General features: G+C 35.9%; 33 protein-coding genes. 26 read left to right on the top strand and 7 right to left on the bottom strand.

Going from position 1 to position 25031, the window contains the following annotated elements:
- Positions 1–3 precede the first annotated feature (3 nt).
- The 26 genes from PHT93_RS08820 (at position 4) to PHT93_RS08695 (ending at position 20867) form a co-directional block, all read left to right on the top strand.
- Complete coding sequence (locus PHT93_RS08820; RefSeq protein WP_300241914.1) at positions 4–234, top strand: hypothetical protein; 231 nt, start codon at positions 4–6, stop codon at positions 232–234.
- Positions 235–293: 59 nt separating this feature from the next.
- On the top strand, positions 294–509 hold the full coding sequence (locus tag PHT93_RS08815) for a hypothetical protein (protein WP_300241912.1): 216 nt from the start codon (positions 294–296) through the stop codon (positions 507–509).
- Between the two features lie 389 nt (positions 510–898).
- A complete protein-coding gene (locus PHT93_RS08810) occupies positions 899–2647 on the top strand; it encodes a hypothetical protein (protein ID WP_300241910.1) in 1749 nt (582 codons plus the stop codon).
- Positions 2634–2870, top strand: coding sequence for a hypothetical protein (locus PHT93_RS08805; protein WP_300241908.1), 237 nt, complete (start codon positions 2634–2636; stop codon positions 2868–2870). Before PHT93_RS08810 ends, PHT93_RS08805 begins: the two co-directional genes overlap by 14 nt.
- 66 nt (positions 2871–2936) lie before the next feature.
- Positions 2937–3851, top strand: a complete 915-nt coding sequence (locus PHT93_RS08800; protein WP_300241906.1) for a hypothetical protein — start codon at positions 2937–2939, stop codon at positions 3849–3851.
- Positions 3852–3862: 11 nt separating this feature from the next.
- Positions 3863–4918, top strand: coding sequence for a hypothetical protein (locus PHT93_RS08795; protein ID WP_300241904.1), 1056 nt, complete (start codon positions 3863–3865; stop codon positions 4916–4918).
- Positions 4919–4948: 30 nt separating this feature from the next.
- On the top strand, positions 4949–5302 hold the full coding sequence (locus tag PHT93_RS08790) for a hypothetical protein (RefSeq protein ID WP_300241902.1): 354 nt from the start codon (positions 4949–4951) through the stop codon (positions 5300–5302).
- Entirely contained in the window at positions 5275–5874 is a 600-nt protein-coding gene (locus tag PHT93_RS08785) for a glycosyltransferase family A protein (protein ID WP_300241900.1), read from the top strand. The genes PHT93_RS08790 and PHT93_RS08785 overlap by 28 nt, the downstream gene beginning before the upstream one ends.
- Positions 5874–6398 (top strand): hypothetical protein, encoded by a 525-nt coding sequence (locus PHT93_RS08780; protein ID WP_300241898.1) that lies wholly within the window; start codon positions 5874–5876, stop codon positions 6396–6398. Before PHT93_RS08785 ends, PHT93_RS08780 begins: the two co-directional genes overlap by 1 nt.
- The gene (locus PHT93_RS08775) at positions 6398–6928 is read left to right on the top strand and encodes a hypothetical protein (protein ID WP_300241896.1); all 531 of its coding nucleotides are present in this window, start codon (positions 6398–6400) and stop codon (positions 6926–6928) included. Before PHT93_RS08780 ends, PHT93_RS08775 begins: the two co-directional genes overlap by 1 nt.
- 13 nt (positions 6929–6941) lie before the next feature.
- The gene (locus PHT93_RS08770) at positions 6942–7826 is read left to right on the top strand and encodes a hypothetical protein (protein WP_300241894.1); all 885 of its coding nucleotides are present in this window, start codon (positions 6942–6944) and stop codon (positions 7824–7826) included.
- Between the two features lie 10 nt (positions 7827–7836).
- Positions 7837–8064, top strand: coding sequence for a hypothetical protein (locus tag PHT93_RS08765; RefSeq protein WP_300241892.1), 228 nt, complete (start codon positions 7837–7839; stop codon positions 8062–8064).
- Between the two features lie 47 nt (positions 8065–8111).
- Positions 8112–8612, top strand: a complete 501-nt coding sequence (locus PHT93_RS08760) for a hypothetical protein (RefSeq protein WP_300241890.1) — start codon at positions 8112–8114, stop codon at positions 8610–8612.
- A complete protein-coding gene (locus tag PHT93_RS08755; RefSeq protein ID WP_300241888.1) occupies positions 8593–9528 on the top strand; it encodes a hypothetical protein in 936 nt (311 codons plus the stop codon). The genes PHT93_RS08760 and PHT93_RS08755 overlap by 20 nt, the downstream gene beginning before the upstream one ends.
- Complete coding sequence (locus PHT93_RS08750; RefSeq protein WP_300241885.1) at positions 9497–12253, top strand: hypothetical protein; 2757 nt, start codon at positions 9497–9499, stop codon at positions 12251–12253. The genes PHT93_RS08755 and PHT93_RS08750 overlap by 32 nt, the downstream gene beginning before the upstream one ends.
- Positions 12254–12291: 38 nt before the next feature.
- A complete protein-coding gene (locus tag PHT93_RS08745) occupies positions 12292–13434 on the top strand; it encodes a hypothetical protein (RefSeq protein ID WP_300241884.1) in 1143 nt (380 codons plus the stop codon).
- The gene (locus tag PHT93_RS08740; protein WP_300241882.1) at positions 13431–15197 is read left to right on the top strand and encodes a hypothetical protein; all 1767 of its coding nucleotides are present in this window, start codon (positions 13431–13433) and stop codon (positions 15195–15197) included. Before PHT93_RS08745 ends, PHT93_RS08740 begins: the two co-directional genes overlap by 4 nt.
- Entirely contained in the window at positions 15194–15628 is a 435-nt protein-coding gene (locus PHT93_RS08735; RefSeq protein WP_300241880.1) for a hypothetical protein, read from the top strand. Before PHT93_RS08740 ends, PHT93_RS08735 begins: the two co-directional genes overlap by 4 nt.
- 9 nt (positions 15629–15637) lie before the next feature.
- The gene (locus tag PHT93_RS08730; protein WP_300241878.1) at positions 15638–16102 is read left to right on the top strand and encodes a hypothetical protein; all 465 of its coding nucleotides are present in this window, start codon (positions 15638–15640) and stop codon (positions 16100–16102) included.
- Positions 16103–16130: 28 nt separating this feature from the next.
- Complete coding sequence (locus PHT93_RS08725; protein ID WP_300241876.1) at positions 16131–16496, top strand: hypothetical protein; 366 nt, start codon at positions 16131–16133, stop codon at positions 16494–16496.
- The gene (locus tag PHT93_RS08720) at positions 16496–18082 is read left to right on the top strand and encodes a collagen-like protein (RefSeq protein WP_300241874.1); all 1587 of its coding nucleotides are present in this window, start codon (positions 16496–16498) and stop codon (positions 18080–18082) included. The genes PHT93_RS08725 and PHT93_RS08720 overlap by 1 nt, the downstream gene beginning before the upstream one ends.
- Positions 18082–18660, top strand: coding sequence for a hypothetical protein (locus PHT93_RS08715; RefSeq protein ID WP_300241872.1), 579 nt, complete (start codon positions 18082–18084; stop codon positions 18658–18660). The genes PHT93_RS08720 and PHT93_RS08715 overlap by 1 nt, the downstream gene beginning before the upstream one ends.
- A gap of 7 nt (positions 18661–18667) precedes the next feature.
- Positions 18668–19198 carry a hypothetical protein gene (locus PHT93_RS08710; protein ID WP_300241870.1) on the top strand — a complete coding sequence of 177 codons (531 nt, stop codon included), beginning with the start codon at positions 18668–18670 and terminating at the stop codon, positions 19196–19198.
- Positions 19195–19644, top strand: coding sequence for a hypothetical protein (locus PHT93_RS08705; RefSeq protein ID WP_300241868.1), 450 nt, complete (start codon positions 19195–19197; stop codon positions 19642–19644). Before PHT93_RS08710 ends, PHT93_RS08705 begins: the two co-directional genes overlap by 4 nt.
- Positions 19645–19659: 15 nt before the next feature.
- The gene (locus PHT93_RS08700) at positions 19660–20004 is read left to right on the top strand and encodes a hypothetical protein (protein ID WP_300241866.1); all 345 of its coding nucleotides are present in this window, start codon (positions 19660–19662) and stop codon (positions 20002–20004) included.
- A 50-nt stretch (positions 20005–20054) separates the two neighbouring features.
- Positions 20055–20867 carry a hypothetical protein gene (locus PHT93_RS08695; RefSeq protein ID WP_300241864.1) on the top strand — a complete coding sequence of 271 codons (813 nt, stop codon included), beginning with the start codon at positions 20055–20057 and terminating at the stop codon, positions 20865–20867.
- A gap of 324 nt (positions 20868–21191) precedes the next feature.
- On the opposite strand, the gene PHT93_RS08690 is transcribed toward PHT93_RS08695, so the two are convergent.
- The 7 genes from PHT93_RS08690 to PHT93_RS08660 all read right to left on the bottom strand — a co-directional run bounded on the left by PHT93_RS08690 (position 21192) and on the right by PHT93_RS08660 (position 24752).
- A complete protein-coding gene (locus PHT93_RS08690) occupies positions 21192–21452 on the bottom strand; it encodes a hypothetical protein (protein ID WP_300241862.1) in 261 nt (86 codons plus the stop codon).
- A 67-nt stretch (positions 21453–21519) separates the two neighbouring features.
- Positions 21520–22176 (bottom strand): hypothetical protein, encoded by a 657-nt coding sequence (locus PHT93_RS08685; protein WP_300241860.1) that lies wholly within the window; start codon positions 22174–22176, stop codon positions 21520–21522.
- 193 nt (positions 22177–22369) lie between these two features.
- Positions 22370–22618, bottom strand: a complete 249-nt coding sequence (locus tag PHT93_RS08680) for a hypothetical protein (protein ID WP_300241858.1) — start codon at positions 22616–22618, stop codon at positions 22370–22372.
- 125 nt (positions 22619–22743) lie between these two features.
- Entirely contained in the window at positions 22744–23301 is a 558-nt protein-coding gene (locus PHT93_RS08675; RefSeq protein ID WP_300241856.1) for a D-Ala-D-Ala carboxypeptidase family metallohydrolase, read from the bottom strand.
- Entirely contained in the window at positions 23291–23599 is a 309-nt protein-coding gene (locus PHT93_RS08670; RefSeq protein ID WP_300241854.1) for a hypothetical protein, read from the bottom strand. The genes PHT93_RS08675 and PHT93_RS08670 overlap by 11 nt, the downstream gene beginning before the upstream one ends.
- Positions 23596–24162 (bottom strand): hypothetical protein, encoded by a 567-nt coding sequence (locus PHT93_RS08665; protein ID WP_300241852.1) that lies wholly within the window; start codon positions 24160–24162, stop codon positions 23596–23598. Before PHT93_RS08665 ends, PHT93_RS08670 begins: the two co-directional genes overlap by 4 nt.
- 338 nt (positions 24163–24500) lie before the next feature.
- Positions 24501–24752 carry a hypothetical protein gene (locus PHT93_RS08660; protein ID WP_300241850.1) on the bottom strand — a complete coding sequence of 84 codons (252 nt, stop codon included), beginning with the start codon at positions 24750–24752 and terminating at the stop codon, positions 24501–24503.
- Positions 24753–25031 lie beyond the last annotated feature (279 nt).

Genomic DNA, 25031 nt, shown 5'->3' with positions numbered 1-25031 from the left:
ACTATGTTATTCGTAACCCATTTTAAAGCAATTGACACAACAGACGGCGAACTGAAACGCTGGGGCGGTACGACAATTACAGCCGAATCATTTGAGCAAGCCGAAGAGATTTGCAGAAATTTATTCCCATATTTAGAGGTTATCGGTGAACTTGTAAGCGAAGGATATAAGGAAATAACAGATATTCAGCAAGAAACAGACGAACCGAAACCGAACGCATCCGGATATGTTTAATAACATGTTTTTTGTATTGAAATAAGTTGTATATTTGTTGAAACTTTAAATTAAATAACATGAAAATAGAAATTAAAGAATCTGAATCCATAAGACGCGAATATCCATATATAGGAATTTATGACGGGATATTATGGGTATTATTTGCAACCAAAAATGCCGGAACGGTGCTAAAAACAAATAACGTATACTGGCGTATTGGAGAATATCGAGTGGATTTTCACGAAGATCTGTTTAATCCCTTCACAGGCTCAATCACATTATCAAACGACTAAACAAAAGAGACATGGAAACGAACTACATTATTTTAATGATTTTATTTGGGATTGACCTTGTAATAGGTTATATATGCGCTATATTACTGACAATCAAATTGCCTACAATGGATAACGAAAGAAACGAATTAACATGGATGATTCTCGCATTGTTAGGGTGGGGAATTACATTGATATTATTTTTACATTTGATTTCTTCATAATAAACAATTTGACTTAGTGACCGGTACGAACCCTGCCGGGATATAAAAATAGGTAATAGACAACACCAACTAAAGACTGTTAGAAATAGCAGTCTTTTTTGTTGTTAATAAATAGTTAAAAAATAATTGTTATAAAACAACTTTTGTATTGTTAAAATACATATATTTGTAGCATATATCTAAAATATGGTATTATCTGACCTCCAAATTAAAGAATTAATCCGCTCACCAAAAAACAAAGTACTCATTGACTATCTGATATCAATGAAGAAAGAGCATGAATTGCATTTAGCCGGTCACGGTCTGGATGAGTTCCTAACTACGGTGGACGGGGTGGAAGATAAAGACTATATCCGGGTAAAGAAAAAATTATCCAATACCATAACGGTAAAGGCATTTGAAAAAGTCTTAAGACCTAAAGACAAAATCCAGAGCGCAAAGGGAGGCACTGTTATTTATGAATTTGGATCAGATACGGATAAGAAAAAAGAAACCATTTTAAAAGAAACCGTAAAAAACCTTAATTTCAGAGGTTACGGATTACAGGATTTCATTAATCAGATATGGTTAGACTATGGTATTTGGATTGATCCTATGGCCGTTACTTTGGTGGGTAAAGTCTATGAGGATATAGAAACCGAAACAGGAATTTATAAGCAGGAAACAGACCGGTTTAAACTTGAATACATTTCACCATATGAAAGATTGAACGGAAAAATCTTTCAAAACTTCCACGATATAGACTATCATTCCTTTGACAACATCAATTATCTGATTCTTAAATTAGGTGAAAATGCTAATCATGATAAGTTATTTAGGATTATCGATGAAGAAAAAGACGTTATCTACATTTGGAAAAATAACACCGAGATAATCGAACAAGTCGAAGCATCCTTAATTTTGCACGGATTCGGAAAAGTCCCGGGTGTTTTCAATTCAAACAAAGTAGACAAAAAGACAGAAAACAAATCATTTACTTCTTATTGCGCCGAGGCGATGATTATTGCAAAGGACTATCTGAATGATTACACTGATTTTAGAATCTATAAAAAGAAGTTAGGAATACCGAGATTTTGGGAACTTAAAACACGCTGTAAGAATTGCGGAGGAACTGGGCAAATTCATAGTACAGATGATGAAACAGGCAAAAGATTAACCGAATGTCCTATATGTCACGGGTCCGGAGAAGGTTTACAAAGGAACCTTACAGATGTGATGCTTCTTGACGTTTTAGACAAAGAAACACAAAACAACGTGCCTCCGTTCGGAACGGTTACTATTCCTGTTGATATTCAAAAACAATTGCTTTCTGAATTGGACGCGTTGGAATTTGACCTTGCCGAGATAGTTTGGGGGCAGGGTTCGGCAGTTTCCAAAGAACGTACAAATACAACGGCATTTGAGGTATCAGTAAGGAATGAGGGCAAAATTGACAAACTTCGCAGAATCGAACAAAACCGGGTTGCATTTAAGAGAGCCATTATTTCTTTAATAGGGGAACGTTCATTTGATGATTTCGGAGGGGTTATTATAAGCCCGAATGAACAGTTTATAATGCTTTCGCCAACGGAAAATAGGGCTTTGTATCTTGAATCAAAGAAGGGGCTCGCATCCGATCCTCAATTAGATAAGATTTGGGATGATTATTTAGTGAGCGAATATGAAAACAATCCTATCGAATTGGAACGTCAAAGGAAAATCAAACTATTAACTCCGTTGTTTCATTATACAATTCTTGAGGCTAAGGATATAATGAACGATTATGAATTGGACATAAAAAAGAATCTTGATAAATATATCCATACGTTTGAACTGACCAAAGGAAACATACTGACCTATACAGTTGACGAAATAAACAAAGAATTTGAAACATACGTTAAAATAGAAGAACAAAAAGAAAATAACAATAAAACTGACGACAATGATATTAGTTAGAAATAAAGACAACGGAACAGAATTGACATTCGATAATGAAATTCTTTTCAATTTAGCAAAGGATTTCGCAAATTTAGAAATCGTAAATAAAAATGTAGTAGAAGAACCTCCGATTGTTGAAGAGGTTGAAGTTCAAAAGCCGGTAGTAAAAGTGATTGAAAAGACGGCGATTAAACAAGTCGTGCTTGTTAAGAAATCGGGACGGCCTAAGAAAAGTCTGTAATTGTAAACATATATAGGAATTGGTGAATTGACAGCCGGGCAAATGTCATAATCTTATTTAAACAAAATGGAACTAAATAATAAAAATTTAGAGGTTTTGTCAGCCGAACTAAAAATGGACAAGGAAGCATTAATCAATGCGATTATTAAAGCGGATGCACCCGAATTGAAACTACCAGAAAGAGTGGTTTACGAAAAATCTGAATTCGACACTTATATTAAAAACCTGACCAATCAAGAATATCATAAAGGCAAAACGGCAGGGGATGAAATGAGTTTAAAAGAAGTAAAGAAATTCGCATCCGATAAATATGGAATTGTAACCGAAGGGATAAAAACACATGCCGAGGTAATCGAACTAATTGAAAAGAAAAAGTCAGAGGAATACAAATCAGCATTTGAAGGCGAAAAAGACAGTAAGGTGAAAGAATTATTGAGTAAAGTTGACGAACGTGCCAAAGAAGTAGAATTACTTCAAAAACGGCTGTTAGATACTGAAACGGACTATAAGTCACAGTTATCGGCCAAAGAAATGGAAGTTAAGAATCAAATCATCAGTAAGGAAATAGCATCTATTCAACTGCCTTTTGACATACCTAAAAATCTGATAAGCAATGAAGAAAAGACTAAGTACGTGCAAACGGAAAATATAAAGTTTTTAACGTTGCTTAAATCAATGTATGACTTTGACACCTTGGACGGTTCGATAGTTATCAAGCAAAATGGGGAAGTTTTGAAAGATAAATTTCTCAATCCTGTTAAGTACAATGCCGAGTTCGCAATTGATTTCGCTAAAAAAATGAACATAAACATTCAGAGCAACGGAACTATCCAAAGACCTGACGGAACCAGAATAACGAATAATTTCACCGGTTCAACAAAAGAGCAGTTTAACGAAATTATGAAAGAAAAAGGAATCGTTGTAGGGTCAAATGATTACGTCAAATATTACTCCGAATGGCTCAAATCACAACAATCTTAAAATAAAATAAAATGGCAGATACATTTGCAAATACCGTATTACTTGAGGCTCGTTTGTGGCAGCAAGATAGGATGCGGGAAAAATTCGACCAACGAAAAGCGTTAACGCAAATTCAAAAGGTCTTTTTGGACGGGCAAAACTATATACCCGATTTGGCAGCTCTTAAGAGTGCAACCACACGTGCAACCTCCACTTTATATTTGGAGAATAAGGCTTATACAGTGAACACTTCAAAATCTTGTACTCCATCAGGTGAAGTTGGCAGCTCAAATAAAGCTACCCTGACATGGGCACAAAAGGGAGCAGCTGTAAAGATTAACAAAAAACAATTTCAAGGTAACGAACTGACAGGAATTCAAGCGTTGGCAAATGCCATTTATAACGCTGAAAAATCTATTTGGTACGGTGCAAGCGGTATGGATGCAGCTATGTTGGCATATCTTGAAACCAATAGAACCCAAGTAAACGCATTATCAGACGGGACTTCAGGCTCTACAAATACATGGGTAGGTGCAGCTTCTTATCATGTAACCGTCCCGAATGCAAACATGGCAAGATTTTGGAACGACATGCAGGCAGACATGGCCGTGAACAACTATACCGGTAAACTTTGGGACATTGGTAATACTTGGTTTATGGCTCAAATGGGTTACTATTCAAGTCAAGGTGCTGCAAACTCTACCAACTATGCTTATCAATTCGATAACATACCGGCAGGAATTGAGTTCGTACCTTCTAATTTAGTGACAAGTTCAGGATATAATAAGTATACCCATTATGTAATTCCTGAAGGCGGGGTGGCAGCTTTATTCTGGAATGATCCTTTAAACAGAAACGGAAATAAAGACGAGGCAGGTGAATGGACAATTATGGAATCAATGTTTTTTCCAGGTATCTTTTACGATGTGTTTATTAAAAACTCTTGCGCTGATACTACGAATGACGGTGGTGCAACTCAAGACTCAGTAAATACGGTAGAATTGACATTGAACTATGCATTGACAAAACAACCGATTTCAACGTCAAATGAAACACCAATTTTCAAATATCAAATTTTAACAATCTAAATTAAGGGAGGTTAACTCCTCCCTTTCTTTATGATTTTGCAGACAAATAACATACAGGCGTTCATTGATTTCATTGACTTAAAAGAAAACGTTTACGTGATGTATGACGGGAGTACGTTTGATGATTCTTTAGTGGATTGGTTTAAAACAGGGTGTAAAAGTTATTTGACGTGTTTGGATTCTAAGGGGCGGGTATTTGCAGAAAAGAACGAAAAGAATTATCCGGTCAGATATGTATCTGAACCATTCGGGACATTTGCGGTATCAAAAGAAGCCGTTGAAATTCTTAAAAAATGCCCTTATGAAATCAAAGACTATCAAATGTTAGGCAAATATTTAATAAATAACGGAATAAATTGCATACAAATATTAAATTCTCGGTAATCATACCCTCTTATTTGGGTAACTATAACGGGTGTGCTACCAACCGAAAGTATAAGTTGGAACGTGCAATTAATTCGGTTTTAAATCAAACGTATAAAGATTTTGAAATTATTGTAATTGCTGACGGATGTAAAGATACGGTTTATTTATGCCGTGAAATAGAAGATAAAAGATTGCGGGTTGTAAGCATCAACAAACGTCCTGTTTTTTCAGGTGAAGTTAGGAATACCGGTTTAAGGTTTGCAAAAGGTAATTATATCATTTATCTCGATTCTGACGACATGTACGAACCCGACCACATGGAAAGAATTGCCGAAAAATTAGATGATTACGACTGGGTATTTTTTAACGATTCACAATTTAACGGAACCAAATACCCACAAAACAATACACTGACATTCGGAAGCGCAAAGACTTCAAACATTTGTCATAAAAACGGGTTGGAGGTAAAATGGACTGACGGATATCAACATGATTTTGAATTTATTAAACAGTTAATGAATTACAGTTATAAACACATCGGGGATTCAGGATATTTGGTTTGTCATGTACCCGATTTAATAGACTATTAATGGATAATATCGTAACCAACGCTGACTTTAAAGGGAGATACTCGCTTGCTATTTCTGATATAGGTGAAGAAAACTTTAACGACTTCATAACAGATGAACAATACGACCTACTTTTAAACATAATCGGCGAATCACTTTACAACACTTACAATGCAGCACCAACGACAACAGCATGGGTAAATTTAAGGGATGGAGTAACCGGGTATACAGATGCATGTGGTTATGTCCGAAATTGGCGAGGGCTAAAATATTTGTTAGTGCCTTACATTTACTCAAAATGGGTAGATTGCAACGCACTAAAACAAGTTCAAAACGGAACGGTAAAACCAAAATATGAGAATTCTGAAGCGGCAAGCGAGTTTGGACGAAGCGATTTAAAATATGTGGCATGGAATGATTTCGTAAACAGGTTAGCAGAATGTTATGACTATTTGGAGGCTTACGAAAGTACTTATACGGACTTTGAGGATTATTTTAAATTTGAAAAAACAAAAGGAATCGTAACTAAAAGGAGTATCGAATAATGCATATCATAGAAATAATAAGCGGGATAATAGATGAGGTAAAAGCCGACCTTTTAAATGCAGGACAAGCCGAAGCAACGGCAAACCTTTACAATTTCCCAAACGATGCACCTTATTTTGATTACGGCTCATGGATTGAGATTGATAAGAATTTAATAGAGAAAGGAAAATCGAATACTTATAAAAGTCAAAGATTCCCTTTAATATTTTTAAGGCTCCCGGTAACGGTAGAAAAGAATGTAACCACAGGCTCGAAGTATTACAGACTTAACAGCTTGGAACTTTATTTCTTTGTTGAAACTGACGAAAAGAAGTCCACACAATGGAGAAACGACAACAAAAAACCGACATTAATAGCATTGACGGATGCTTTTTTATACAGATTGAAAAAACATTCTGAATATGAACTTATTATACAAGAAACCTACATTCCATACATGGAAGGGACTGCCTTTGCACTCTCTACACCTGTGGACTGTATGAAAATTACAATTACAGACCTTACGATTACAGAATTATGTTTAACTTAATAAATTAGAAAAAATGGCAAATCCTTGCGGAGGCTTAACAAACACACCATCATACGGAGATATCTGTCAGCACGGGTATATGACCGGCGTTTTGATGAGTGAGGAAAAATTAAGCGCAATAACAGAAACAAATGCGGCACTTTTGGCAACGTGGCAAACGCTTTTAAAGGCGGACATGCCGAACCGATTAATGTATATTCCTTTTGACATTAACGAATTTGCGGAAAGAGAAACCGTTCAACAAGAAATTGATAACGGCTCGTCTGTTATTCTCTATACCAAATTAGCGACAAATACACATAAGTTAATTATGTCAATGGCAGCCGCTAAAACGCTTTTAAAAGACTTCACATCCGGTAGGACTATGTACATTTGGAGGGTAACCTCAAAAGGTTTCATACAAGGTAAAGAAGTAACGGCGAATACGATCGAACAAATAAAGGTAAATATTTACGCTTCGATTTCTGAGGCTACCAAAGATTCGGCAGGTTTTGTTAATCTCTATATTCAACCTTTAGAAGATTGGGAACCTTACATGAATGCCGTTAATCCCGACTTTGACGTTACCGCTTTGAGTTCGGTTCAAATGATAACCTTTACCGTAGGAACTACCAAACCGACACAAATCCCAATTACTGCGAAAGACTTTGATAAGGTTGCAATTACCGGGTTAAGCACGACTGCAAACGGTGGGGCAGGTTACTTCACACTTTACAACGTAAATGACGGGGCAGCCGTTACGGTTACTTCCATCACACGTTCCGGAGGTGTATATACGCTTAATTTCGCAGCCCAAACCGTTGGCGATGTTATCACGGTAGGATATCAAGAACCGAGCGCAACCAGTGAATATTATGATTTAACGGCTACTGTCAGCGCAACGATAGCGGCATCTTAATCGCAGGACTATGAACTATTCAAAGGAAAACGGTCAAATTATAGTAATCGGGGCGGGTGTTATATCTAAAGAGGGTGTAATGTTTCACCGTACCGGGATTACCTATAACGAGGCTTTGAAATTTGATAAAGACCTTTCGATTGACGAATATAACGAACTATTGGGAATTACTCCAAAGGTAGTTATTAAGGAGGTTTACAAACCTAAAGTCGAGAAGGTTTATAAGTATAAAAAGTAATTGTTTTCATGTTTTGGGGCGGGTGAAAGTCCCGCCTTTTTATCAATATGCCGATAGCAGCACTAAATAAAGCGATTCAATCAATAGACATTAACAAAATAATGTCGGATGCTTTTAGTGCCGCAAATATTCAGCAGTATGTAAAGGAAACAATTTTAAATAGATTACGTCAAGAAGGGATAACCGGAAGCGAAAAGAAATTACAGACAGACCGATCCAGACAACAAGGCACTCAGGCATATTCGATGTTTACTGAAATGTTAAGGGAGCGAAAAGGGAAACAGGCTTCGCACGTTGATCTTTATTCCGATGGTGATTTACATAAGTCTTTTAAAGTCACGTTAAAAGAAATCGGATTTGAAACAGAATTTAACTGGACGGCTTCAAAGTATGATACAGAAATTGCCGCAAACTTTACAGAGATGTATGCCGATGCAGATGAATTTTATAACGATGTAGAAAGCCTAACACCTGACGAATTGGATGAAATAGCATTACGAATTTATAAACAAGTTGAAAACAAACTTAATGAGATTATTTCGAGATAAATATAATTTGCCGTTATTTAATTGGATTATGTATAATGAAACCCGTGACGGTATTTATCTGTGTAGAAATTACGAAACCATTGACAAACTAAAAGACAAACACAAAGCAAAAGCAGAAAACAAATACATGGAAATTTTAAAGACTTTGAAACATGTAAATTCAGCACTTTTTGAGAATTACGTAAAGTGGCTTGTTCTTTTGACTGAACACCAGGCAAATCTATTGAATCAAAAGATTGAACGGATAATTGACAAAGCAAATGATTATACAGTTATCGAATTGGAAAAGACTTTCAGGGCTTATTTGGAAGAAATCGACAAAACCTATACAAATTTTGAATTTACGGAATATTATTTCAATCCCGATTACATAAACGAGTATGCTTTGATGTGTGCCGAAATTAGAGAAAAGGATGTAAAAGGGATCATCAATCATGACCAGTTGAAAGAAACCGGGAAATTATTAAACGAGTTCAAAAATATCAAATTTTATACGTGGGATGAGTACGCTTTTTTCCTGTCAAGATTTGAAATTTCATTTGCATTTATTCATCCGGAATTTAAGAAACGGTTCATTTTGGAACGAAAAATTAAACTCGATTCAATTATAAAAATGGATTCTTATCTATTGGATATTTATTCAGAGAATCAGTATTACGACCAATACCAATTTGTAAGGAAGGCACTTTTTGATATAAACAACCTGAAAAGCGAAGCAAAAGAAAGCCGCTCACAATTTGACGAGGTTGCATCCGTATCAAAGATAATAGGATTTCCGATTGACACTAAAAAGACATCGGTAGCGGAATACGAAAGCTATCAGGAAATGACTAAGGAAATAGCCGACCGCTCAAAAGAAAAAAACAATAACCAAATCCGGCATAATGGCACTCATTCAATGGGACGATATAATTAAAAGAAGCAATGAACTAAAGGATTCGATTAATAAATTAAAATCGGCATCAGGAAGTGTATTTGAACAATTTGAAAAAGGTAAAATAACGATTGAAGCTCTTCAAAAAGAATTAGAGGGGTTAGGTGTTAAAAATGCAAAATTATCTGACATTGAAAAAGAAGTATTACGAATTCAGAAAGAAAAAGAGGCATTTCAAAAGAAAGAAGCTGAAAGAATAGATAAGATAAACAAAAGTCTAAATTTAGAAATTCAAACAAAGAACGAACATTTAAAATTACAACAAAAAGAGATTTCCCAACAGGCAAAACAAAATGCATTAATTGAAAAATATGCCAATTTAGAAGCAAAATCTATAAACGATTTGCGCAAAAAACAGGCAGCGTTAACAGCTTTGCGCAATACATTAGATACGACTTCCGATAAATATAAAAAGATAACGAGTGAACTTGCATCCGTCAATAATAAATTGATTGAAAACGGTCGGGCTGTAAGAGATACACGTCAAGAAGTCGGGGGTTACACATATTCACTTAAAGAAGGATTAGCCTCTTTAAAATCTTTTGCTTTGGGATTTGTCGGATTATCAGCGGCAATCGGTGCAATAAGAAGCCTATCTAGAGCGGCAAAAGAATATATTGACCTTGCCAAAACATCCATATTACAAGAAGAAAAACTAACCGTAATTCTACAAAAGCGAACGGGTGCAACAAAAGAACAAGTTCAATCAGTCATAGATTTGGCAAATGTTACACAAGAGCAGGGTGTTGTAGATGGGGATGTATTGGTGGCCGGGGCGCAACAACTTTCATTATCGGTTAAGCGGGTCGGAACTATAAAGCAACTCATCCCGGCAATCGGTGACTTATTGGCTCAACAAAAAGGATATAACGCAACCGAAGAGGATGCAATTGCACTTTCAAAGGCGTTAGGTAAGGCGATGAACGGAAGCGATGCGGCTTTAAAAAAGATGGGTGTAACTTTGACAGATTTCGAAAGTAAAATGTTGAAATTTGGGGATGAATCACAACGGGCTGCATTATTGACAAAGATTATTAAGGATAGGGTTGGAGACATGAATGCCGAATTAGCTAAAACCGATATCGGCAAGATGACAATAATGGAAAACCAAATCGAAAACATTAAAGAGGACATAGGCAAAGACCTCATCCCGATAATGGTTTCGTTTAAACGAATTTCATTGGCGGCTTTTAAAGAATTAGGGTCGGTTGTCGGAGAGTTAGCAGAGCCGATTAAATTGGTAATGGATTTATCAAAGGCTTTTAAATCAACAAACGACACGACTAAAGAAACTCCAGGATGGTTAGATAGAGTCGGTAATTCATTAAAGAAAATGATTAGTCCGTTAAGGGCTTTGATTTCATACAATTCTCTATTAATAAAAGGATATAGGGAAATACTCAGATTCTTAGGTATTCTTGAAAGTGAAGAAGCGGCACGAGCCGGCAAAGTACGTGAAAGAGTTGACGAACTTACTAAATCTTTCAATGCATTATCAGATGAAGCAAAGGCGGGAGTATTAAAGGATTTTAATAAACTGAAATCACAATTTGAGAAGGGCGAAATTTCAGCTACCGACTTTGCAACTGCTCTTAATCTATTGATTCAAGAAGCGCAAACAAGCGCATTTAAAGATATTGGCGATGACGTGAACGATATGGCTGATAGTTTTGAAAAGGCCACAAAAAGCATCGAAGACTTTGCACAAGAGAAAGAAAACGTATTCGGGAAGGGAGGGGAGAGATTGTTATCTGTTTCTGCACCTGAAATAAGAAATACAATAATTCCATTAAAAGATGATATCGAAAAACAGTTTAATGAATTACAAAAATTAACCGGAACCGAAACAACAAAATTTAAAAATTACATAAATCAATTATTAAACGGTGACGGTTCATTATTAGAACGTCTTTTTGGAGGTGGTAAAACAGGAGAACAAGCGGCAAAAGCATTGACAGAAACATGGGCGCAATTCTCAGCTGTTTACAATGATTTTCTTCAAAAGCAAATAGATAAATATGATGAATTAGTCGGTAAGTCAGAAGAACGGATTGACGGAATTAAGGGAGAATTAGAAGCCGAATTAGATAGGATTGCAGAAGTTCAGGCAAGTGGACAGGCTTACGACCTTTCAAGAAAAAAAGCATTAGAAGACCAATTGAAAGCAGAACAAGAATATCTAACAAAGAATTTAGCCGAACAAAAGAAAGCCAAAGAGAAAGCTCAAAGAATGGCAAAAATTGAGGCAACTATAAACCTTGCAAGCGCAATCATGCAGATATGGTCACAGGATGGGGGTAATTATTGGATAAAATTGGCGCAAACGATAGCAATGGCAGCTTTAGGAGCGGTTCAAATATCCAATATCTCAAGCGCAAAATATGCAACCGGAACGGAATATCTTGAAAGGGGAAATAATCCAAAAGGAACCGATACTATTCCGATTTGGGCTGATGAAGGTGAAGGGATTATCCCGGCTAAAACAACCGCTAAAATGAGAAAGATAATGCCGACATGGAAAACCGAAATGTTACCGGCCGCTTTAATGGCTTATACTAACGGGAATAGTGTTATGGTTTACGACAATCCAAAAGCATTAAAACACTTAGAGGGTATTGAAAAGAACACGTCACGGGATATTATTAGGGATTCAAACGGAAAAATAATTCAAGAATCTAAGGGAAATCATTTGATATTTTACAATTAAAAAGTTGTTTTATAACAATAATTTTATAACTTTGTAGCATGGATGTTTTTAAAATAAAATACATACCCGATATTTTTGGTTCATTCTTATTTGAGGATGATTTGGTACTTTTACAAGAAGTTACCGAACTTCCGGCAAAGTGGGAATCACAAGCGACTTCGCAAAGATTCGGGATTACATATGATAATGTCCGTTCAACAAGGTTAATCCAATCAATTAAAAGGCGTTATTATTCGGTCAAGGTGATAATGGCACGTAATATTGACGTTCAAATATTATCTTTGGCCTATACGACAATCACCACAACGGCAGGCGAGAACTTTGTCGCACGTGATATTTCGGTAAGCTATGAGAAAATAGAAGGCACGTTAAATGTGGTTTATACCATTCAATTTTATAGGTATGATGATACTGAAATAGTCAATCATTTATCAAGCGACAATGTTTTGGCTTATAACACTGAAACATCCACAGAGGTCAATACGTTATCTTTTCAAGTTGTCAATCCTGCATTTGCATATTCAAATGTAACTACTTATGATTATAATGATTCAGGAACTCATTGGGTTGCATTTAAGGTTGCATTAGACGGAATAAATGCGAATGTAGCTATTAGTGACGCTTTTTATGTTCATACTGATAATTCTACATTTGATGCATTATATACACATAATTATCCAAATAAATTAATATGTTATAATAAAGATAGTGATTATGTCTATTTTTATTTTGATTTTGATAAATCGCCTCCATTTATTTATACGTTGAATAATGTTTTGATAGACTTTGAGCCAGACTGGCGTGGCACTCGTACCGGTATTACAGACTTAACGTGGACATTTAATATTTATACCTTCATAAATCCGATAATATCCCAACAGTTAACACCGGTTGAAGGGATTCAATTAGAAGACGGATTAGTCGAAAATCAAAAAATAAACACAAAAAACAAGGCATATTTTAAAATTTGGCTAACATTATCAGAACTTTGGAAAATAGAGTTTCTGCAATATGCAAAAGCTAACGTAGTGACTTTCACACTTTCTGACGGTACGACAGTTTACACACCGATGCAGATGGGCGGGATTAGTTCGCCTGTTGAAAATACCAATCTTATTGACTTGTATGAATTTGACATAAATCTAATGTACTCAAATAAAACAGTTAACGTTTTTAGATGAATTTGAAATTTAAAATATTAGTTGGAAGTACGACCACATGGCTTAATCCCGATTATTCTGATTTGAAATTCTCAAATCAAAATAATGACGGGAAGGCTGTATTTTCAGTTGGCGGGGTGTTAAAACTGATGGGTACGGATTACGATGTTTTTAAAGCGGCGACAACCTACGATATCACCTGCTACGGTGCCGGTACTACCATGTTCACATGTGATGAAACAACTACGGAAGTAAGTAAGGAAAATATATCATTAAGACAAATTGACTTAAAAATTACGGCTAAAACCGAATACACGGCGGCCGGGTGGGAAAATTACGATAAGGAATATGATATCACTACGATAACAACCGAATCAAATGACCTTTATTTTTTGCCTTCGTTTATTACTTATGAAACTCAGACCGTAGCATATACAGATAAAAGATTGAATAACAATACTGCCGTAAATGCCAATTTAGGATTATCGGGGTGGGATATTTCATCTATTTCGATATCATTTTCATATGAAGACCCTATAGGCTCAGGAAATTGGTATTATGAAGGGAACTGTATATATTTAAGACAAAAAGGAAAAGGGTTTTATATAGATTCAGTTGCTTATGAACCTACAACGGATTCGGGTTGGACATATAAAGAGGATGAAGTCATTAACGGTGTAACTTATCCGATATTTACAAGGCCGTCAGGTGCTAATACATACACTTATAACGGCGCACCCGAACCGTGGAGTTCAATCGTTAACAGTTCAAACCTTTATTATAACGCACCTATTGAATATACCGGGGTAACAAGAAAAATAACACAAGTTATCACATATCTAATCGGACAGATGGGCGTGACTTACTCTGTTGATAATTCTGGCACTTCAACAGATACTTTTTATTCGTTCAAGTCAATGACCGGTGAATCTATGACAAAAAACGGCACTACATCTGATAAACTATATGGACATTTGCTTGTCATGAATTTAACTGATTTCGTACCCGATGTAGACGGAACTCAAAAAGACGTACCGGCATCCGTTACTATGGTATCTTTAAAAACCATCTTTGATTTTCTTTCGTTAAGGGGCTTCTTTTGGTATCTCGAAAACCGCTCAGGAACATATTATCTTAAAGTTGAACACAAAAGCCAACGGACATTTGGAACTTCAAACCCTGACCTTAATAATTATAAGGGACATTGTTTTTCACGATGGGCTAATCTTTACGAAAAAGACCCGCCGGAATGTAGGATAATACGAAACGAAAACGAAAGCAGGAGTATTGATTTTGTCGGTACGGATGCAGTTTTTCCCGATATATTAACAACAGATGCCGTAAAAGAATGGCGGGATAATCAGGTATTTGTTGACCTTGACGATATCGCTTACCGTAGACATGATGTTTATTCAGAAACCGACAATAATAACATCGTGATAATTGCGGCGATGCAGACAAGCGGCAAAGACTATGTAAGGAATCCAAATGGAATAGTAACCGGAGCACCTTCCAATAATACCGAGTTATCATGGTCTTATATAGCAAGGTACTATCTATGCGACTTACCGGATTCAAACATGACGGTTAACGGTGGAACTACAACGGCGGCGGCTTACAGATTGAAAAAAAGAAACAAATACAAGCTAACAATTCCGATTGACAATATCATAACAGATTTTGATTTTACAGACTACGTTTCAATTTTTGATGAAGATACGGAAATAGACCAAATATCAATGAACGCCCCAAATACAATAGGCGAAATAATTCTAAAAGCATGAACGGATTTTTAAAAATATACACATCAAGTCAGACAGAAAGCCAAAAAACAGGATATCGAAATAACTTTGATTTTTCTATTTTGGTTTTATACGATAACGGCAAAAAACTACCTGGATTCAATCTCGATGCAACCGGTACGACTGTAACCGTATACCTCGATGAATTGGATACCAATCAATTGAAAGGCAATGGGATTATAAGTGTGGTCAGTTCTACGGAGATAACAGGATTTGTGACTGCCGATGGGAACGGAATGACATACGCACTTAAACAGGCATCTCCTGAGTCGCTCGGTGAAATAAATAAACTATACAGATATAAAATAGACGTTGACGGAACGGTTTATTATACGGATTTATTTTTTGACATATCTGTAAATATGCCGGTATATAGAAGTATTGACGAATTAGGAAATTTACGAATAACATAAACCAAAAAAATGAATTATAGGATACCTGAAATTGCCAAAAAAACAGCGGCAGAAATAACCGACCTTACGGATTATTCAATTGAAATCGGCAAAGAAAGCGACTTGAATAAAAGGAGTTACGGGCTGCTTTTGAGCCAATTGCAATTATTAATCGGAGGTAGTGATTCATCAATGTCAGTTAATTATATAAATGATGAATCATTTACACCCAGTACATCAGGATATTATCATATTTTAGCAGCGCATGAGGTAATAATAACATTACCGGCAATTTCAGAATCTAATGACGGTATGCAATTATATTTTAAAAATGCTAATGCAGGTACTATAACGGTAAATCGTACTGGGTCAGATGTTATATTTGAAACATCAAATGTAAACACATATAGTATTACAGGGCATTCATCGCATTTATTTGTGGCAATTAATTCCATAAAAAAATGGATAATATTTTCATCTACTAATTTAGGATAATGGCAACAACTACAATAACAGACAGGCTATGATACAAGAAACTAAATATTTCAAGATTTATAACTTCGCTAACCAACTTAAAGGCGATACTTTTTCGGCTCGGCAATTCGCTTTGACCGATGAGGACGGGGTTGCAATATCTTTGGTCAGTGCCACCTTTTTGATTCAATTCAGGGTTGGCAATGCGAACGGAACGGTAATAAAGACAATCACTACAACCTCAGGAATGACGGTAACGGATGCAGCCGGCGGGAAATTCACTATTTCTGCTTTTCTTTGCTCATTTCCGGTAGGAGTATATTATTATGATTGTCAGATTACTTTTGCAAGCGGTGAAGTGCATACCTACTTTGGGGGCACGATGAATGTCGTAAACGATACATCTAAACTATAATGGAAGAAGTAATCATTCAAATAACGCAACCCGCTCAGGTCAATATCGGAGTAACCGAAACTCAGGAAGAAGTTAATATTGTCGTGGCTAATCAGGGTGTAAAGGGTGATCCCGGTGCAACCGGTGCCAAAGGTGATAAAGGCGATCAAGGTATTCAGGGTATACAAGGCATTCAAGGAATACAAGGAATACAGGGAGTAAAAGGTAATACCGGAGATAAAGGTGATAAAGGCGATACCGGAGATAAAGGTGATACGGGTGCGCAAGCCGTTTCTGTTTCTTTCGTTTCAAATGATATGGTATTTGTTTTGGATGATTCGAGTACGGTAACCTTAACAAATGCAAAGATAGATTTAAAAGGTGATCCCGGTACGGATGGCACGGATGGAACCAACGGAACGGATGGAGATGACGGGGCGACCCCTGTCAGTGCTTCATTTGTTGGGGATGATTTGGTTTTTGTAAAAGATGATTCAAGCACGATCACAATTCTAAATGCCAAAATTGATTTAAAAGGGGATGACGGGACTAACGGAACGGACGGAAAAGAAGTACAATTGCGGGTAGATTCTGGATATGTTCAATGGAAATACGATACCGATATTGCATGGACAAACCTTTTTCTCATTACCGATTACGTCACTAAAGCGGCAATTGAAAGCGTGTTGACCGGAACGATCACAAGCCATTCACATGCCGAAATAAAAGATACTGCCGGCACTACCTATGTAGATACTGACGAGGTTGCGGGGGTGATAAAAGGCAAGTCAACCCAAACAGGGACAAACGATATTTTTCAGCTGTTTGAGGGGACTGGAACACCGGTAAAGTGTTTTCATGTGGATGGGAACGGGGCAATTAAGTATAATAACCTATATGCTTTATATAATAACTCCAGAAATTCAACTTATGTAGGGACTATGAACTCACATACTGCTGCAACAACCGAACAATATAATTGTTTTGTAGGTATAAATGCAGGGGGTACAATTAAAGACGGGACGTCAAATACAATTATCGGAAATTGTGGATTAAATTTAATTTCTGGAAATAATAATGTTTTTTTGGGAAGGCAATCCGGTAATTCTATACAAACAGGAAGCGGTAATGTATTTATCGGATATTATAGTGGTAGATATCAAACACCATCAACAGGTAATAAATTGATAATTGACAATCAAGGGCGTACTAATACATCCGGTGAACTTGCAAACTCCCTTATTGTAGGCACATTTGACGCAACCAAAGCATCACAAACGCTCCAAATAAACGGGGCTTTGCGAACCTTCGGAAACCGAAAAGCATACTCAACCAAAACAGCCGATTACACAATAACAGCAATAGATGACGGCTTTTGGATTGATTGCACTTCTACCGGCGTGGATGGAACTTTGCCGGCAATATCTGCAACCAATGACGGACAGGAATATTATTTCAAAGTAATTAACTTTGCAAACGTACCGACATTGATTTGCACCGGCTCAGATGTGTTTGACAACGGCACCGGGACATTCACTTTCTCAGCTTTAAATGAAGTATTAACAATCGTGGCCGATAATACGGCTAAAATTTGGAGGCAAAAATAATGGCTCAAAAAATAGAGAAATTTGGACAAATTCTATTACCTGATACGGTTTACGATGATTTGCAAATCGGGATTAATACCGTAAAATTACCGGCTGCAAATTATCCTAACGCGCGCGCGTATGCATTTGGAGTAGGTGGTGGAATTACGTTTAACACATTGGGATTCGCTTTGAATAATTACATTGATTTTGATATTCAAAGTACCCATTCAATGAAACTTTCATCAACTTTAGATGTGCATTTTCATTATACCTTACCGAATACGACCAATATCGGGGATAAATTTAAATTTAAATTGGATGTTATTGCAGCCCCTATCGATGCGGCTTTTGCGGTTCCGACCGGCAGCCCGTTCAGTCATGAGCATACCGTAGCAACTAACGATAACACTTATCACAGATATTTTGAGGTAGGCTCAATACCGGCAGTCAATACAACCGTTTCAACCGTTTATAAATGTAGGCTTACAAGAATAGCAGCTTCGGCAAACGAATACGCAAGCGAGGTATATATTACCTTTATAGACTGTCATATAAAAAAAGATAGATTAGGTTCATTATCTGAAACAATTCAATAAAAATAATATGTATATAAAAATAAAAAATGCCAATGAAGGCAAAGGAATTAAGCTGAATAAATTGTCAAGAAATGCCGATGATTTATTGATAGTATTAGAAAATAACAACGCAATGACGTTTAATTTTGCGGACTTTTACGAAAAGTTGCAGGCAAACGAAAGTCCTATGTACGTTATAGATGAAACATTCAGGGATTTTCAATCAGATTTCAATGATAACCCGATTATTAATTTGACAAAATTTGTAAACTATCTGAAAGAAAAACACGGATTAACAGATAGCGATTTTGAGATTATGTCGGATTTGACTTGGCATGATAACGGATTGAATTTACCGGTTAGGGTTACAATTCCGCAGGGTGTTGTTTTCTCAAATATGAACTATATCGGATTAGTAAGTCATGTGAAGGGATTGATGGAATTAAACAGGGCTTATTATTATGTAAAAAATGGGCTTGTTTACCTTTATTTTGTAGCCTTACTTCAGGAACATGAAGCACTTTTAGCCGCTGATTCAAATGTAATGATTGAAAAATGAAACACATCAAGAAACTCTTTGAACTGATTGCAGCCCTTGTGTTGAGTGCCGTTTTATTTCCGATTGCATTAATATATAATGTAATCATAGGATTCAAGAAACTTGACCAATTTATATGGCTTTTTGTGATTGAAATCTTTCAACTTATTTTTGACGTGTTTGAAAAGTTAGCCGTAATTATCGATCGATTAGGAAATGTCATTTTAGGTAATATGTTTTGCCGCTTCTTTGTCTTTAAACCGTTCAGGGATAAGACACTTTTCTTTAATTCTGAAGTCACTATATCCGCTTCATTCGGACATTTGCAAAAGCACGGTTTTTTGAATAAAAAAGGCGAAAGATTTAGAAAACTTTTGGATAAAGTCTTCGGAAAAAATCACTGCCTGAATGCATTTGAATTTGACAACCTTAAAAATATGTATAACAACTCAACAGGAATTTCATAACCTTAAACTACTATTATGCTATTATTACAAACTCCAAACATCGATGCACCTGCACAAACTATCTTACAACAATGGGGCGCGCCTGGTGCTATTATTATTCTTCTCATTATCGGAATCCTTATTTTTGGCCGTTGGTTTTCAAAACGGGAATCCGACCGGGTGGAATATGATAAAATACTCCGAAAAACTCAGGATGAAAAGTTCGAGAAATTACAAGAAAAATATGAAGAGCAAATCGGAACAATAGCCATAACCAACGAGAAACTTGTGGACATGGCAGTTGAATTGAAAGACGTTGTAATAAATAACACGGTGGCTTTTAAAGAATTTAGTAATTATTTAGTCGGATTAAAAAAATAAATTTGTGAAAATCAAATTATTATATTAATTTTGTTTGCAAATTTATAAAAATGATAAATGTCATTCAATTAAAGGCTGAACCATTCAAACTGTTATGGGCTAACGATGTTCACATGGATTCGGTTCACTGTAAAAGGGAGCAGTTTATAAGGGATTGCAAAGAAGCGGACAAGATAATCATCAGTGGCGATTTTTGGGATTGCATGGAAGGATTCGGAGACAGGCGGGCAAGTTCAAAAGACCCTGAAATAAGAAAGCACTACATTAACGGATTGATAGAATTGGGTGTAAAAGTTTTGACCCCGTTTAAAGATAAGATAATCGGGTGGAACGGTGGCAATCATGAACTTTCATTTGGGAAGTTTTCCGATGTGGATTTGACCGATTTAGTTTGTCAGATATTAGGGATAAACCCGCCACGTTTAGGAATGAGAGGGTATTATGTGTTTAACTTTGACAGCGGAAAACCGCATGCTCATTCACAAAAGATTTACTTTCAGCATAATTCAGGCAGTAACGGCAAGCGGTCTAAAGGGTCACTTGCCGCTGACCTTTTAGCCGGGGAGCATCCTACAGCCGACATGTGGATTACAGAGCATTCACATAGGGGAACTATCGTTCCGATAAAGGCGGCAGAATTGACCAACGTACACACTTTGAAATATGTAAATAAATTCTTTGCCAACGGTATAACGTACAAGGCAGCCGATGAAGCTAAAGAAGGGGATACGTTTGAACAAAACAAGGCACTTGGAATGTGCCCTATTGGCGGTTTAATTATTGAATTTAAATTAGCACCTGAAATTGACAGACCAAATAACAGACATAGGTTTATGACAATGAATCCTTATTTTAAATTGTAAGGTATTTATTACATAAATAGCAATTATCTAAATATTAACATTTATATACAGTAGAATGATAACAATATACTGTTATCAATAAAATAAAAACTGTATATATACATTAGTTAGCAAACATTTAGGAAGCTAACTCTAATATTAGAGTGTATATCAGTATGCCAACCATTACCCCTGCGATGAAGTTTGGAAAATTAAAACGTTTGCTAACACTAAATAAATGCAATAATTGGTCTGTTGCATCATCAATGTTAGTACGTTTATTAAGCATTCGTGCCAGTATGTTAAATATCTTCTGTTCCATAATTACTGCATTTATTATTTACGTTAGCCACCATTTTCAGACAGCCATTCCGCATACAATTCTTTATTATCATCGTTTTGAAGTTCGCATTTACCATCCCTCAACACTGGACATCCAGTATCACATCCCCATGTCATTCCATATCTTTCACATTCAGACATACCTAAAAACGTATTATCTGCCATGAAATTAGCAAATCCAATTTTAGCATCATTATTAAAAACGGTGGCTAACACACGGTTGGCGCAATTGCCGTTTTCGTTGGTATTTAAAGTTTCTTCCATTTTATTAAGTTATTTATAGTTTGATAATTAAGTGCTTTTAAGTCGGCAACTTCGCCAACCGTCAACGTTAGTAGCCATTTAAAAGAAACGACCCCCATTGCGTTGCGATAGCTTCTGCGATACCTTCAAAGGTTTTTGACCTTGCTTTTCTACGCTCCTCTTTTGGAAGTTTAAGAGTTTCAAAATGTAACTTAGAATCTGTTCTACCAGATTTGTGAGTTATTATATCAGGTTCGACAATGTTTGTCGGTATTAGTTTCGGTAAATTTTTAAGCCACAAACAAGTTCCTTTACGTTCAGGGTCTCCAAATTGGTAAGGCTGTATTACTTGTTCCGGCTTCCTCCAACGACTGCTCATTATTCCGATAGGATTTTCAATAGCAATATGATAAACATTTGCATTTGCAAGTTTCATGAAAAATTCTACTGCTTTTTCTCTATCTTCGTGAATAGTCGGGAAACGTTCAGCATATTCAGGCTTATAGTATTTATTTGCAGCTACTGTAAGACGTGTACATTCCGGGTGTGCTATCATTAAGTCCCATTTTGTTCCGTTTTCAAGAACTTCAAAAATATCTTGTTGATAGTGCCATTCAGGATGTCCGCCTGAGCACGGTAACAAATCACAGCTAAAGGCTTCAAACCCTTGTTTTCTGAACGCTTTACATATCGTTTGGCTTTCCTCGCAAGCGATAAGTATTTTAAAATCTGATTTTTGTTTCATTTGAATAAAGAATAAACGGCTACTAACACACGCCTACCCGACAATTGGCGAAATAGTGCGATTTTGGACGTGTGCAGCCCGCTTAAAGTTAATACTAAGTAATAAAGTGAATACGCCCGCTATTCGCCAAATGCGGGTAGCCTCGCTACGTTCAAGGCAATGCCGTGAAAACCGCCGCAAAAAAAATAAATGTCTATTTATAGAAAGTATACACATCACAACGGAAATCCACTTTACGACAATTCTCTCCTTTTGGTATTTTTAAATCTCGACATTTCTTCTTTTTTTGCTCATTGCCTTGAATGGCAGGTATAACACAGTTTTTTTCTATGTCCCTACATTCTTTGTGCTTTTTAATAAGTGCTTCAATTAATTGTTCCTTTGTGAGTAGTTCATACAATTCTCTCAATTCTTTGTCTGTTATTTCATTATTTGTTGTCATATATTTAAGTTTTAGTTATTAATACCGCAAAAAACCGATGTCATACCAGCATAACGTTAATATAACTCATTAACTACCATTTCAATCGCTTTCACGTGAAACTTAGCAATCCTTTTGCGGCCTTGTTAATTATATAAATCGTCAAGAAACATGTATAATGATTCCAAACTTGTAAAATGTTCATATTTTGTATATCCATTCTTTTTATATGCAACCGACAATTTATGCCGGTTATTAGTAGAATAAGAGGCATGTACCCAATCCGGGCTATTGTCATTCCCAAACTCCCAAATCAATTGATCAAATTCAAGATATTGTGCAATATATACAAATATCTGACGGTTTGATATTTCACCAAAATCATCATCTATATCCATTGCCTCACCTATAAGATGCTGACTTCCGACAGCCCCTCCGATTACTTTATTTAATGTTTCACAACGGTAGAAAGATTCAATCTTTATAGGCACTCCAAAATAATTTCTTAGTGGTTCAAAGATGTGATTTGCCACAAGTTTCATGCGATCTATTGTCTTATCGTCAGGGGTATTGTCAATTCCTAACCTTTGCGCCGTGATGCTTTTCGTGGCCTCGGCCAATGAGATGTGATCCGATATTTTCATTTCGTTAATTATTTGGGTTAATATTTTCCGTGCCGGTATCGGCAGTTGTTTAGTTTTCATTGATTAAATTTAAGCCCGCCCCATTTTCGACTTGGTTGGCAATATCGCCGGCGGGCTGTTGGTTATTTAAATGAGCATTTGGAAATGTACCATTCCAATATTGAATGTATTCAAAAATTTGATGCAAATAATATTCCATCATAGTGCCCTGTCTTATCATATACGGTAATTTAAACCAAACAGTAGAACTACCTTTATATTGTTCTTCGGTATTATCATTATATTTCAAAGTCATTATGCCGTCATTATATTCGGCAAAAATAACACATCTTTTTATTTTTCTTTTAAATAATTTCATTTCTTATTTATTTCGATTTCAATAACCTCCGATTCATTAGCACCCTTGCATTTATTCAAAGTAACCATAAAGTTCTTTTTAGGCCACGGCCACGGCCTCACTTTGTCGTGCTTATTTACCCGCTTCCAGTAAAACACCGTTTCTGCTTTATAATCAATTACAGGCACATCCCAATAGATAATGGTATCTTTAACCCGTCCCTCAATATGAAGGCAATCATCAAAATCTTTTGAGAAATATAAATAAGGGCTATTTTCGTGCGTTATAAGCAATGATTGTGTAGAATCATATACATACCTATACTCATGCGTTATCGTTCGCTCTATATGCTTTACTTTTAAATTTAGTGAGTCTTTAATCTTTTCGTAAAGTGCATTCGATAAAGTTGACTCCAATTCCTTGAACTCTTTTTTTGTCAGGTGGTAATATTGTGAATTCTGATTTTGGATTGCGGTTTCAAAATTATCTGTTATCCGATTGACACGGTGAAACATTCCGATTAAAGCCAAAATAAGCAGGATAATGACGGCCAAGCCAACGATATAAATTAAGATATTTTTCATTTTGTACGGTATATGTTACACAATTAGTATTTATTTATATTTATGAATATGTATAATACACGTTAATAGATTAGTATATTAGTAGCAAAAATAAAAACTGCATATATACAATAGTTAGCAAACATTTAGGAAGCTAACTCTAATATTAGAGTGTATATCAGTATGCCAACCATTACCCCTGCGATGAAGTTTGGAAAATTAAAACGTTTGCTAACACTAAATAAATGCAATAATTGGTCTGTTGCATCATCAATGTTAGTACGTTTATTAAGCATTCGTGCCAGTATGTTAAATATCTTCTGTTCCATAATTACTGCATTTATTATTTACGTTAGCAACTATTGTTTGCTTAAAACACGTTCTGCAACAAAATCAAGGTAATCCCAATTTTCGTCTTTAAACTCTTCTTTCCACTCTTTGATAAAAGCAAACAACAGTTCACTTCGTTTGCTAACAGCAAGTATATTGCAGTTTTTTACTTCCTGTTGTGCATAAATATCCATTGCCTCTTTTACATAAGGTCTAATATTTTCACTCAAATTGAATGGCATCTCGTCAATCATTTGGTCTATAATTTCATCTTTTGTCATATAATTAATTTTTAGTGTTTCAAATTCGTAAAAAACCGACAACATACTTGCGTACCGTTAGCAAACATTTAGGAAGCTAACTCTAATATTAGAGTGTATATCAGTATGCCAACCATTACCCCTGCGATGAAGTTTGGAAAATTAAAACGTTTGCTAACACTAAATAAATGCAATAATTGGTCTGTTGCATCATCAATGTTAGTACGTTTATTAAGCATTCGTGCCAGTATGTTAAATATCTTCTGTTCCATAATTACTGCATTTATTATTTACGTTAGC

The organism is Massilibacteroides sp., assembly GCF_028705895.1.
Lineage (GTDB): Bacteria > Bacteroidota > Bacteroidia > Bacteroidales > Tannerellaceae > Massilibacteroides.
Note: the sequence above shows the minus strand (reverse complement) of the source record. Positions and strands in the feature narration are given on the sequence as shown.